Source organism: Salisediminibacterium halotolerans (assembly GCF_003814815.1).
Classification (GTDB): Bacteria; Bacillota; Bacilli; order Bacillales; family Salisediminibacteriaceae; genus Salisediminibacterium; species Salisediminibacterium halotolerans.
The window spans coordinates 379,937-392,652 of the sequence record NZ_RKQQ01000002.1 but is presented as its reverse complement, the minus strand read 5'-3'; the positions used below and the strand labels follow the sequence as shown (position 1 = coordinate 392,652).

At 44.9% G+C, this 12,716-nt stretch carries 13 protein-coding genes; 5 read left to right on the top strand and 8 right to left on the bottom strand.

Annotation, left to right across the window (positions count from 1 at the left end; genetic code table 11):
- Positions 1-125 precede the first annotated feature (125 nt).
- Positions 126-1,037 carry an aldo/keto reductase gene (locus EDD67_RS04885; RefSeq protein ID WP_121438885.1) on the top strand — a complete coding sequence of 304 codons (912 nt, stop codon included), beginning with the start codon at positions 126-128 and terminating at the stop codon, positions 1,035-1,037.
- A 41-nt stretch (positions 1,038-1,078) separates the two neighbouring features.
- Here EDD67_RS04885 and EDD67_RS04880 read toward each other — a convergent pair whose 3' ends face one another.
- The 4 genes from EDD67_RS04880 to EDD67_RS04865 all read right to left on the bottom strand — a co-directional run bounded on the left by EDD67_RS04880 (position 1,079) and on the right by EDD67_RS04865 (position 4,188).
- Positions 1,079-1,705: a TlpA family protein disulfide reductase gene (locus EDD67_RS04880; RefSeq protein WP_121438886.1), complete on the bottom strand. Its 627-nt coding sequence runs from the start codon at positions 1,703-1,705 to the stop codon at positions 1,079-1,081.
- Between the two features lie 113 nt (positions 1,706-1,818).
- On the bottom strand, positions 1,819-2,343 hold the full coding sequence (locus tag EDD67_RS04875) for a PTS sugar transporter subunit IIA (protein WP_121438887.1): 525 nt from the start codon (positions 2,341-2,343) through the stop codon (positions 1,819-1,821).
- A 140-nt stretch (positions 2,344-2,483) separates the two neighbouring features.
- Entirely contained in the window at positions 2,484-3,359 is an 876-nt protein-coding gene (locus EDD67_RS04870) for a Cof-type HAD-IIB family hydrolase (RefSeq protein ID WP_121438888.1), read from the bottom strand.
- 82 nt (positions 3,360-3,441) lie between these two features.
- The gene (locus EDD67_RS04865; protein WP_121438889.1) at positions 3,442-4,188 is read right to left on the bottom strand and encodes an SDR family NAD(P)-dependent oxidoreductase; all 747 of its coding nucleotides are present in this window, start codon (positions 4,186-4,188) and stop codon (positions 3,442-3,444) included.
- Positions 4,189-4,274: 86 nt separating this feature from the next.
- On the opposite strand from EDD67_RS04865, the gene EDD67_RS04860 reads away from it, so the two are divergent.
- Genes EDD67_RS04860 through EDD67_RS04845 form a run of 4 tightly spaced genes read left to right on the top strand, consistent with a single transcriptional unit; the run spans position 4,275 to position 8,360 of the window.
- Positions 4,275-5,057 (top strand): carotenoid biosynthesis protein, encoded by a 783-nt coding sequence (locus EDD67_RS04860; protein WP_121438890.1) that lies wholly within the window; start codon positions 4,275-4,277, stop codon positions 5,055-5,057.
- Positions 5,054-5,788: a lysophospholipid acyltransferase family protein gene (locus EDD67_RS04855; RefSeq protein ID WP_121438891.1), complete on the top strand. Its 735-nt coding sequence runs from the start codon at positions 5,054-5,056 to the stop codon at positions 5,786-5,788. The genes EDD67_RS04860 and EDD67_RS04855 overlap by 4 nt, the downstream gene beginning before the upstream one ends.
- Complete coding sequence (locus EDD67_RS04850; RefSeq protein WP_121438892.1) at positions 5,785-6,885, top strand: glycosyltransferase family 2 protein; 1,101 nt, start codon at positions 5,785-5,787, stop codon at positions 6,883-6,885. Before EDD67_RS04855 ends, EDD67_RS04850 begins: the two co-directional genes overlap by 4 nt.
- Positions 6,882-8,360, top strand: coding sequence for a phytoene desaturase family protein (locus EDD67_RS04845; RefSeq protein ID WP_121438893.1), 1,479 nt, complete (start codon positions 6,882-6,884; stop codon positions 8,358-8,360). The genes EDD67_RS04850 and EDD67_RS04845 overlap by 4 nt, the downstream gene beginning before the upstream one ends.
- 197 nt (positions 8,361-8,557) lie before the next feature.
- Here the strand turns inward: EDD67_RS04845 and EDD67_RS13830 are convergent, their stop codons facing one another.
- Genes EDD67_RS13830 through EDD67_RS04830 form a run of 4 tightly spaced genes read right to left on the bottom strand, consistent with a single transcriptional unit; the run spans position 8,558 to position 12,580 of the window.
- Complete coding sequence (locus EDD67_RS13830; protein WP_154718737.1) at positions 8,558-8,704, bottom strand: hypothetical protein; 147 nt, start codon at positions 8,702-8,704, stop codon at positions 8,558-8,560.
- Between the two features lie 44 nt (positions 8,705-8,748).
- Positions 8,749-9,588 carry a phytoene/squalene synthase family protein gene (locus EDD67_RS04840; protein WP_307723719.1) on the bottom strand — a complete coding sequence of 280 codons (840 nt, stop codon included), beginning with the start codon at positions 9,586-9,588 and terminating at the stop codon, positions 8,749-8,751.
- The gene (locus EDD67_RS04835) at positions 9,585-11,069 is read right to left on the bottom strand and encodes a phytoene desaturase family protein (RefSeq protein WP_121438895.1); all 1,485 of its coding nucleotides are present in this window, start codon (positions 11,067-11,069) and stop codon (positions 9,585-9,587) included. Before EDD67_RS04835 ends, EDD67_RS04840 begins: the two co-directional genes overlap by 4 nt.
- On the bottom strand, positions 11,069-12,580 hold the full coding sequence (locus EDD67_RS04830) for a phytoene desaturase family protein (RefSeq protein WP_342353451.1): 1,512 nt from the start codon (positions 12,578-12,580) through the stop codon (positions 11,069-11,071). Before EDD67_RS04830 ends, EDD67_RS04835 begins: the two co-directional genes overlap by 1 nt.
- Between the last annotated feature and the right edge of the window lie 136 nt (positions 12,581-12,716).

Genomic DNA, 12,716 nt, shown 5'->3' with positions numbered 1-12,716 from the left:
CCCTCTTCTCCCGTTTAAATCTCCTTCCCTAGGATATCAAAATGTACTCATTCATACCACTTCGAAAAAATCAAAAGCATAAACATTCAATATCACGGGTACGGGACGATTGAGGTGATCTAATCATGAAAAAAAACCAGCTTGGAACATCCAATTTACATGTTTCAGAACTCGGATTCGGCTGCATGTCGCTTACAGGCAACACATCAGAAGATGAAAAAATCATTCATCAAGCGATTGACAGCGGCATCAATTTTTTCGACACAGCCGATTTATACCAATTCGGCATGAATGAAAAAAGTGTCGGCAATGCGCTTAAACATAAGCGGCGCGATATTATTCTCGCTTCTAAAGGCGGAAATGCTTGGGAAGACGGAAAAGAAGGCTGGACGTGGAAACCGGAAAAAAATTATTTAAAATCCGCTGTTAAACATTCACTGCATCGGTTAGGGACCGATTATTTAGACCTTTATCAATTGCACGGCGGAACAATTGATGATCCGCATGACGAAATTATTGAAGCGTTCGAAGATATGAAAAACGAAGGGTTAATCCGTTATTACGGCATTTCGTCAATTCGCCCCAATGTGATTCAAACGTTTGCGGAAAAATCGAATATTGTCAGCGTTATGATGCAATACAGCTTGCTTGATCGCCGTCCGGAAGAATGGTTCCCTGAATTAGATAAAAAAGGGATATCTGTTATCGCCCGCGGGCCTGTGGCTAAAGGACTGCTCTCAGAATCCTACAGCGAGAAAATCAACGAAAACGGCTTTCTTGATTACAGCCAAGAAGAATTAAATGATATGCTGCCGCAGCTTCATGACCTCGCGCAGGAAAAAAATATGACACTTGAACAGCTCGCACTCCGTTATGTCATGGATCAGCCGCAAGTTGCCTCAGCCCTTGCAGGTTCAAGCCGGCAAGCACAAGTTAAAAACAATATTGAAAGTACCGCGAAACCGGCATTAACAACCGAAACCCTCCGCGGCCTGCGAGCTATGACGAAATCGAATACGTATCAAAACCATAGATAAAAAAATCCCCGAGAGCGTTGCAACGCTCTCGGGGAAAGTTTTTATGATGATTCATACGTTTCTTTCGCTTCTTCATAAAAGGATTCAAGCATCTCGTAATCCAAAAATCCGCGCCGTTCGTAAGCGATTTTGCCATCCGGGTCAATAATGTACGTTGTCGGCATCACATGCACATTGTAATCCTCTTCGATTTGTCCATCCTCATCAAGCACTGTATAAAAAGGGATTTGAAAATCATCGGCAAATTGCCGCACAGGATCTAAACTTTGTTCAGACGTAGTCATATTAATCCCGACAACATCGACGCCCTCAGCTTTATAATTCTCATAAAAATCAATAAAATCAGGCATTTCATCCCTGCAAGGCGGACACCACGACGCCCACATATTCACAACAACAAAATCCCCTTGTTTGTCCGACAAGGACAGTGTATCTGTATCATCAAGCAGCGGCAAATCAAACGGCGGAGCTTCTGCCCCAATTTCGATACCTTCGGCTTCAGTAGGCTCAGTACTGTATTCTTCCCGTTCTATACCGTCAGCTTCTAAGTATTCTTCGAGACTGTCTTCAGATGATTCGCGCTGGTCATCATAAATCAGGTAAGATGCCGTTCCGACCGCTGCAAGCAATGCTAAGATTGAGAAATATTTATTTCGCGACTTTTTCATGCAATTCCCTCCGGACTGGCCGATCGTTTATAATTGCATTATAAACGGACAGTTCGTCGCCGTAAATGCGGATGCTCAAAAAACCGCTCTTTACAGAGCGGTTTTCAGCGAGATTATTGTTTTACAGTTACATCAAGAACTGTTGTTTCGCCGCCAACGGCATTTTGTCCTTCATGTTTCTCCATTTGCTCAACAATATCGCCGTTGGTAATAACCATCGGTGTTATCGTACTTTCCGCCTTCTCATTTACAAGGTCCATGTCGAACTCAATCAATTTATCCCCTTTGGCAACTTTGTCGCCTTCTTGAACAAATGCTTTGAATCCTTCTCCTTGCATATTAACGGTTTCAATACCAATATGAATCAGCACTTCGAGACCGTTTACGGTTTTAATGCCGACTGCATGTTTCGTTGGAAACAGCTGCATAATTTCACCGTGAACCGGCGCCGAAATAATCCCTTCGGAAGGTTTAACAGCCAAACCGTCTCCCATCATTTTTTCGGAAAAAGTCGGATCAGGAACCTCTGTGATTGATACAACCTCGCCCGTCGCCGGACTGGCAAGCGAATCTTTCCCGTCTGCTTGCGGCATCTCAACTTCTTCTTTTTTGTCTAAACCGAATAACTTCTTTAACATTTTCATCAACCTTTCGTCATCATGTTTAGTTAGCAGGAAATTCTGTGAAAATTGTAACGAACTCTGTTACAAATGTAAACGTCCTTTCTAGAAGTCTAGATACCCGGGAAGCTGGATTTTAAACGTTGATTCAATCTATTTTAGGCGCGGACGATGTTTGTAAGAACATTTTCGATCACCGATGCTACCCCGTCTTCTGTATTGGCAAGCGTAACAAAATCACTGATTTCCTGAATTGCCGGCAGCGCATTCGCAACGGCGACTGCCGTCCCTGCCGTCTCCATCATTGAACGGTCGTTCTCGTTATCTCCGATTACAACCGCATCCGCTGGATTCAAATTAAATTTGTCCGCCATTTGTTTCACACCGCGTCCTTTTGATGCGCACGGATGCATGATTTCAATGTTATCGTCGCCCGAAGACGTTAAGGTGACATTTACTTTCTCAAGCTCTTCGATCACTTTCTTTCGTTTTACAGCATCTTTTGAAAAAGCAAGCACTTTAAATAAGTCAATACCTTCCGTTGTTAAAAGCGTTGAGTAACTGCCTGTCTCTTTAAGCATCCCTTCTGTAAATCGCAGCTCGGCAAATTCTCTCGCTTTTTCCGGCGAGGCGAAATGACCGGTGGATAAAAGCATATCTGCCACAAGGGCAAAGCCCTTTTCTTTATTATTGGTAAATGAACCTGACGTTGTAAAAATTTCAAAATACATATCGAATTTATTCAATGTTGTCTCAATTTGAGAAAATACGGCATGATCCAATGTTTGACGATGCAACACAGCGTGGTTGTTATCGCGAAGTTCTGAACCGTTTCCGCAAATAATCGGCAATTGAAGGCCAGCTTCAACTAAGGGAGCATTTGCTTCGAAGTAATCCCTGCCCGTTGCAATAACAACTTGAATGTCTGCTTCTAAAGCTTTATTTATCGCATCAACGTTTTTCGCCGAAATCGACCGTCCATCGTTTAATAAAGTGCCGTCCATATCCGTAACAATCCATGGTCTGCTTTTCATGATCAACTGTCTCCTTTTAGTCTTGTTAAGCGGTTTAAGCTGTTCAATAAAACTCAAAGTACATTATACATCACAGCGCACATTAATGCTCGTAGATCATTTTCTTTGTCATCCCTCCATCAATAACGATATTCTCTCCATTAATAAAATCATTATCTTTTTGAGACAGAAACAAGCAAGCCCGCGCAACGTCTTGAGGTTTACCGACGCGGCCGGACAAATGCTGCGCATGATCAATCTGCCGCAGTTCTTCTTCACTCCCTGTATGAATCCAGCCCGGACTGACAGCGTTCACGCGGATATTTTTCTCGGCCAGACTGTTCGCCGCAGCGTGAGTGAGCGCCAATAGCGCTCCCTTTGACGCTGCATACGCTTCATTGCCGGCTTCACTCATCAGCCCGCGCGTTGAAGCAATGTTTACGATCGAACTTCCGGAAGGCATAATTTTAGCAGCTTGCTGTATACAAATAAATGCTCCGCGCACATTCGTATTCATAATACGGTCCCAATCATCGACAGAAGTTGCTTCCAACGGGGAAAATGATGAGAGTCCGGCGTTATTAATGAGCACATCTACTTGTTCTTCTTGATCAGCCAAATGATGAAAATATTGCTGCACTGCCCCGGGATCAGCAATATCAACTTGCTGAAATCCACAAAGACCGGAGCCGCGGTCGATCCGTTCAGCTGCAGAACGCCCGGCATTGGAGATATCAAGAATCGTAACTCTATCACCGGCGGACGCAAAAGCTTCTGCAACAGCGGCGCCAATACCATGGGCGCCTCCGGTAACAACTGTATGACGCTGTGTTAATGACAATATGATCATTCCCTTCTTACCAGAAATCAACCTGAACTTGTACAATATTTGTTCCTCAGCTATAATTTAACTATACATTACAGGAGGTGCCGGACATGGAAACGAATTTCGACCGACGTATTTTTCAGTTTTTTACAATATGGTATGTCATCGGCGTTTTCCTACTCTCTTTCAGCCTTGTTCCGCCGTGGCTTGAATGGGCAAACGTTGTGTTTTTAATTACTTCTGGGGTTGTTTCCATGTTGTTTTTTTACAGAAGCAGCTCGAAATTGTCCGGAATCTTTGCTATCGCTGTCATTTTCATTCTTTCAATGGCAATCGAAAGCTTCGGTGTGCACACTGGTCTGTTCTTCGGAGAATATACATACTTAGGCGATTTCGGTCCTAAAGTTGCCGGTGTACCGATTACAATCGGCTTTGCCTGGGTGATGGTTATGGCTGTGTCTCACGTTATGGCCTCAGGAATCATATCTATCGTACCGAAATTGCCCGGACTCGTCTATGCCTTATACGGAGCGATTATTGCTGTATCACTCGATTTAATTATCGATCCGGTCGCCTATGAAGTCAAACAGTATTGGGTATGGCATGAGAGCGGTTTGTATTACGGCATACCTTTTTCGAACTTTCTCGGTTGGTTTATACTTTCCTTTATTCTTCACTTAGTGCTTTATGCCCTTTTTTCGCGGGGAACGTCTTGGACGAACCGACGCTCACGTCCGTGGAAAAACCGAATGATCTGGCTTTTCGGAATGATGAACGGCATGTTTATTATTGTCGCATTCGCACACGGTCTCATGTTAGCACCTGTCTTATCCCTTTCGTTAACAGCTGTTTACTACGGCATTTATTATATCATGAAAGGCGGACGTAAATGATAAAGGCAGCGCCTAACCCGTATTTTGAGAAGCTGTTTTGCTTTTACACAAAATTTTTGTTGCAAAAGCATTTTCGCCGCATTGCTATTACAACCGACAGTTATCGCCCCCCTCCGGATATTCCGGCGATTTACATTATCAATCATTCATCTTGGTGGGATGCGATTATTCTTTTCTATTTAAATCAAAACGTTCTTCAACTTAACGGCAGAGCCATGATGAGTGAAGACGGTCTTCAGCGCTTCCCTTTCTTTCGTAAACTCGGAGCGTTTTCGATTGATTCATCCTCGCCGAAAAAAATAGTTGCTTCGCTTCAATATGCTGCAGAAGAATTGCAGACGGGTAAACACGTCTTTATTTTTCCTCAAGGCGATGAAACACCGCTTGAGCAGCGGCCTGTTCATTTTTATGACGGCACCTCTTATCTCTTAGACAAGCTGCCTGCCACACCCGTTATTCCAATCGGATTTTATCACGGTCTTTTCCATCATCAAAAGCCGGATTGGTTTATTCATATCGATGATCCGATCGTCTTTCATGAAAAGCTGAAACTTAAGGAAAAGACAGCCGTGTTAGAAAGCGGACTCGAAAAAACGGTTGATACATTGAGAGAACGTATTTTAAGCGGCCCGAATGATCCGTTATTTGAACCGGTACTGAGCGGACGGGCAGGAGTTGCCGAGCGATTCGAAAAAATGAAAAAGATGCTGAGCCGGGGGGGAGTGCAATGACTCTGTTTGTTTCTGTACAGCTTATACTGTTATTATGGATCATTATTAACGGCCTGCTCCTCCCCCGCCTTGACCGGCCTGTTTTGGCAATCGAAGAAACCCCCGCCGTTTCGGTCTTGATTCCCATGCGCAATGAAGCACAGAATGTTGCGGGGTGCATCGCTTCTTGCAAAGCACTCACATACCCGAATGTTGAATGCATCATTCTAGATGACCATTCGACAGATCGAACAAATGAATTGCTCTTCGAAACGATTGACAGCGATCGACGGTTCACAGTTATCAACGGTGCTGATTTACCTGACGGCTGGGTAGGAAAAGTGCATGCGTGCAAGCAATTAAGCGAGCACGCAAAGGGCGAGTTTTTTCTCTTTTTGGATGCCGACGTTCGTTTTACGCCGGATCTGATTGAACAAGCGCTGTCTCATATGAAGAAAACTGCCGGTCTTATCAGCGGCTTTCCTCATTATCCGTTGAAAGGAATACTCGCACACTTTATCGTCCCGCTGCAGCACATGATTATTTTCATGCATTTGCCGATCCCGTTCGCCAACTGGACAAAATGGCCGGCCGCTTCAGCTTCTCACGGCGCTTTTATGATGTTTCGTGCTGAAGCTTATCGGGCGGCGGGAGGCCATGAAGCTGTTAAACACTCGTTAGTCGAAGATGTTCATTTGACGCGGAACATCAAAAAAGCCGGCTGGTATTCACGGCTTACGAATCCGACTAAAACAGTCGATTGCTACATGTACGATAATGACCGGGATGTATGGAACGGATTTTCGAAAAACAGCTTTCCCGGCATCGGCAGGCGAATGACGCTTGGAGCAGCACTCGTTATTTTTTACTTTCTTTTCTTCGTCTTTCCGATCTTGCTCTTGCCCGTCAGCCTCGTTTCCGGACAAGCGATTTACGCCGCACCATTCGTTTTGAGCGTGCTGATGAAATTTTCTGTCGATCTTATAACCGGACAAAAAAAATGGCTTGCTCTGTTCACACCTGTTTCATTTGCACTATTAATCGCACTGTTATTCTATTCTGCTTATTTAGACCGTTCAAAACGCGGGTTCAGCTGGAAGGGGCGTTCATATCAATGAATCAGATTAAAAAAGTTGTCATTATCGGTGCCGGTCTCGGGGGACTTGCTGCAGCTATACGTTTGCAATCTCAAGGGATCGAGACGACCGTGCTGGAAAAGCGGCCGACAGCCGGGGGAAAACTGCATGAGCGAAAGCTCGGAACGCATTCATTTGATTTTGGTCCGAATACGATTACGATGCCGCACGTTTTTAAATCGGTTTTATCTGAGGCGGGTTTAAATCCCGACCGTTATTTTACAATGATCAAACTGACACGGCATACCAAAAATCAATTCTCTGACGGTTCAACGCTTATGATGTCTTCCGATCCAGACGAAATGACAGAAAATCTCCGGCAGATTGACGAAAAGTCTGCTCAACGTTATCCGGCGTATTTAAAAGACGTTCAGTCACTTTACGAATTGGCCGACAAGCACTTTTTTCACCGCACTTTTTCATCGTGGCGGGATTATCTGAACCCGCCGCTCGGATTTGCGATGATGCGTGCACGTCCCTTTGAATCTTTAGACCGTTTTCACCGTAAATATTTCAAAGATGAACGTATTATTCGCGCTTTCAACCGCTATGCCACTTATATCGGTTCATCTCCTTTCCATGCTCCGGCAACATTTGGTCTGATCGGTCACCTTGAAATGAATGACGGCGTTTATTATACATTAGGCGGCAACAGGAAAATTGCCGAGGGATTTTACCAGGCCGCAATCGATTTAGGGGCAACGGTATATACAGACACGGAAGCAGAAAAAATTGAGACTCACAACCAAACGGCAACGCACGTCGTCACTTCATCAGGCGCTAGTTATCCGGCAGATGCTGTGTTATTAAACGGCGATCTGATTACACAAGTGCCGAGATTGCTTAAAGACCTGCGCGCTCCGTCTAAAAAAAAGCTTCCTGAACCTTCCGTATCAGCTTTCGTTACCATGGCTGCACTGAACCGCCGTCTTGATCTGCATCATCATCACGTCTTTTTCAGTGACCGTTCTAAAGAAGAATTTGCAGATATTTTTGAACGCGGCAAATACGGCAAAGATCCGACGGTCTACATCTGCACGTCCAGCAAAACAGAAACTGAGCGATCTCCCGATGGCGATAATTTATTCATCCTTGTCAATGCCCCGCCGCTGTCTCATGACGGCAAATCTGCCCTAGAGGCCGATAAAGTCCAGGAGCAGCTGTTCAATCAGCTGGAGGCGAAAGGTCTGCCGATTCGCCAAAACCTGATTGAATCGCAAACAGTCGATCCGAAAACCATCGCGGCATCATTTCACGCTTACCGGGGAGCTTTATACGGAGGGGCATCAAATAAACGCAAAGATACGTTTCTCCGACCGTTCAACCGATCACAAGAAGTCGGCAATTTATTTTTTGCCGGCGGCAGTACACACCCTGGCGGAGGATCACCGATGGTCGTGATCAGCGGCCTAAACGCAGCCGATCAAATGATCAATTTAGCAAAAAAGAACCTCTGATTATTCAGAGGTTCTCAGGCTGTAGACAAACTATATTTTTATGTCAGCCATGAATCCACTACCCTCCGCTTGCCCCGGGCAAGGACTCAGCTAGCATTCGGCGGTCTTAGACCGCCGAATCCGGATCTTCGTCTCTTGCTTTCCCGGAGGCGTCGGAGGAGTGGATGCATGGCTTCTTTTTTATCAATAAACTCGCTTCAAAAAAGAGGATGACCCAGCATCCCGGCTTTCTCCTGCGGGATAGCGAGATAGACGAGACCCTGCAGGGCGTCAGCCCGAAGCGGCTCGGCGCTCGCCCGCAGGGAATAAGCCGGACGATGCGTCGTCATCCGATCTTTAAACAAGCTAACATCTATCGATGTCGTGACTTTTTTAAACAGTCTGAGCCTTATGTTTCGATAAGTGAATGGAATAATTGCTGTTTTTCTTCCACAGAAACGAATACGCGCCGTTGAAACACATTGTAGTTTTCTTTGCGTACCACCTGTAATATTTCGCGGTAAAAGAGCGCTGCCGCTTTTACCGGTATTCGCGCATTTCGCGGATAGTTTTCAATATAAGCGAGTCCCTTTTCATACTCTTGTTCCGCTTCTCGTGCCATTTCTTCCCATAGATTGATAAATGACTGATTTACTAAGCCTTGCTGAAGCTGTTCTTCGGAATAGCCATGTTTACTCATGCGCTCTTCCGGTATGTAAATTCTGCCTCGCCCGGCGTCCTCGCCGATATCTCTCAAAATGTTTGTGATCTGCATCGCATAGCCAAGGTGAACAGCGCTGTTATAGAGTTCTTTTTCTCGCCCGGGTGCCAAGATCGGTAAAAGCATTAAACCGACGGTGCCCGCCACATGGTAAGAATAATAAAATACCTCTTCGATTGTGTGATACCGCGTCTTCGTTAAGTCCATGTGCTGTCCGTCGAGCATGTCAAAGAAGGGTTGGAATGAGAAATCGAATCTGGTAAATGTATCTTCCAAAGCGATCCACAGCGCCGTGTTTGCTGGGCGTTCTCCTTTTTTAAAGCGCGTTAACTGCTCGCGGAAAAAAGCCAGTTCTTCTTCAGCATTTTCGCCTTCATCAACTATATCATCTGCCGTTCGGCAAAAAGCATAAACAGCCCAAACTCCCCTGCGTTTCATTTGAGGCAAATGTTGAAAAGCACGCGAAAAAGTTTTTGAATGATGATCAATAATTTCTTTACACTGGGCGTAAGCTTCGTTTATGTTCATAATTTCACCTCATTTTTCTGCCCAACACCTGTATTGTATTTTTCTTCTTCGTTAATCCACTCGGCTAAAAGTTTTGCGCCGTGCATAACAATCGGAATTCCGCCCCCCGGATGAACAGATGCCCCGACTGCATAAATATTTTCATATTCATAGGGCTTTACTTGCGGACGAAATACTCCTGATTGCAGCAGTGTCGGCGCCAAACCGAAACTTCCTCCGGCAAACATCCCCTCGTTTTCAGCTTCAAGCGGGGTGCGTGTTTCCTGCCAAACAATTTTTTCCCGAAATTCGGGGTCGACACGTTCGGTCACTTCTCCGATAATTTTTTCCGCTAATTGCAAGTATTCACTGCGCGAAATGTTATAGCAGGCTGCAGGAACCGGCACTAAAATATACACAGAAGATTGACCTTTCGGAGCTAACGTATCATCAATTAATGATGGATTAAACACATAAAACGAAGGGTCTTTAGGCAGAACACGGCGGTGAAAAATATCGTTCATTTGCTCTTGCAGTTCATCGCCCATAAAAAATTGATGAACATGATCTGTCGGAAGTACTCCATTCAAACCAAAAAACATCAGCAAACAGCCGCTTGACGGCTCATAAGACCTCGACGGCTTTTCTTTGACAAGCTTTTCTGCAACAGGAAAATCGCCGTTTAATACGAAACGGTCAAACACTTCTCTGCCGCGATCTGTGACCAATGATTTCGCCCGCTTTAATTGCTCATCCATTTCGATATTTTGAACTTTTGTCTCGAGCTGAATAGTAATATTTCGGTACGTTAACGTTTCAGCGAGAAGCTCAGCTAACCGCCCGTACCCCCCGTGAATATACCAAATCCCGTGCTGATGTTCGCTGAAGGGCACCAATGAGTACATTGCAGGTGTCGATGCAGGCGAGCCCCCGATATAAAGAGTCTGCAACGAAAAAGCTTCTTGAAGCTTTTGTTCGTCGAAGTATTTTTTCGCCTGCTGTTCAACAGTGCGGTAAGCCCGCAGTTTATATAAAGTACGGAGGTTATTTTTAGTCCAAAAGGCGCGTTTTCTCACAAAGGATTTATCGAGAAACGCTTTCTTGCCCTCAGTGAATCGTTCATTCATATCTTCCATATATTTCGTAAAATTTTTCCCTTCCCCGGGAAAAAGCCTCTCTATTTCTTCTTTCTGTTTATTCGGCTCGCTCCATTTTGTTATTGTCGTTCCATCCCGAAAATGGAGCGGGTAAACCGGATCAATTCTTTCCATTTTGAGTTTGCCAGGGTCGATCCCGACATCATTTAACACTGTTTCAATCATATCTGGCAACAGCACGATCGTCGGGCCGATATCGATTTTAAAATTTTCGTGTTCAGCGAAGCCGAGCCTTCCGCCTAAGCGGCTTTTGTCGTCATATATCGTCACATCGTCTCCTCGCTGCTCTAAGTAAAGCGCGGTAATCATTCCCCCGATGCCGCCGCCGATAACAGCCGTCTTCATTATGCCTCCTCCTTGCGCGCCGTCTTCTTATAACTGTCTGTCAGCAAATTCGCCGTTATCCGGCCTGATTCGAAAATAGTCGGCAAACCGCTCCCCGGGTGTGTCCCGCCGCCGACAAGCCAGAGGCCGTCGACATCTTCATATTGATTATGAGGGCGGAAATACATCATTTGACGAAGATTGTGCGCAAGATTAAATGTCGCACCTTGAAAAACGTGTTTTTGCTGTTGCCAATCGGCCGGTGTCAAAACCGTTTCCGTTTCAATCAGTTCTTCAATCTTATCAATGCCGGCTTTTGCTGCAACTTGTTTCCAGATTAATTGACGAAACGTTTCTTTTTCACGTTCCCAATCAATCCCGCTGAAGTTGTTCGGGACCGGGGCGAGGATATATAAAGCTGACTTCCCTTCCGGTGCTACCGACTCATCTGTCGCTGAAGCGTGCTGAACATAGATAGACGGGTCATCAGATAGAATAAGGTGATCTGAAATCTCTTCAACATTTTTTTTATAGTCTTCCGCAAACAAAATCGTATGATGATCAAGCGGAATCCGTTCACTCAGTCCGGCGTAAATCATAAAGGTGGAACAGGAGTATTTCTTTTTCGCCAAATCGGCATCGCGGTATTTTTTTCTCGCAGCGTCGGGGATCATTTTACTTATGCCATCTGCAAAATCTGCATTCATAATGACATGCTCCGTATCGACCGTTTCTCCGCTGTCCAGTTCAATCCCTTTTACACGCCGTTTTTCATCAAGGAGAAATTGCTTAACTCCCGTATTTAAATGAATCGTCCCGCCATATTCTTCAACGACAGCGGCCATCGCTTTCGTTAATTGATTCAATCCTCCGGCAGGGTGATAAATTCCCCACTCATGTTCCATAAATGAAAGAATGCTGAAAGCACCCGGGCATTCCCACGGCGACATTCCTAAATATTTCGATTGGAACGTAAAAGAAAGTTTCAGCCGGTCATCGTCGAAATAATTCGATAAAACATCATACAGCGTTTTGCCGAGTTCAAGCTCAGGAAGCACCCGCAGCGTTCGCGGACGCATATAATCGAGCAAAGATGGAAACGGGGTCTGTAAAATTGGCGTCAACGCTCTCATTTTTCGTCTCGTATCGCTCATAAACCGGTCGTAGTTATGTTCGTTTCCGGGAAATAACCGGGCAATTTCTGCTTTCATCTTTTCCGGTTCCCGTGAAGCTTGAATTGTCATATCATCAAACTTCAATGTGTACATCGGCGCGATTTCATGAAGGGTAACATAATCGTGCAAGTTTCTCCCGGCAGAATCAAAGATTTCTTCTAATATATAAGGCATACTGAAAAACGTCGGACCGAGATCAAAAGTAAATCCTTTATCTGTAAATGAGGAAGTGCGCCCGCCGACATACGGCTGTTTTTCATAAATTGTTACATCCATTCCTCTTGCTGCTAATATCATTGCAGCTGCAAGCCCGCCCGGCCCTGCACCAATAATTGCGATCCGTCCGTTTTTCATCATCCTTCATCCCCTAACAATTGACTGATTCTCTCAAAAACTATTTACCCTTACTGTATAATACATAAACAAATATTGTACAGCCAATCATTCGCTCACGTGTTGATCCTTCTTACTTTTACTGTATGTCATATGATTG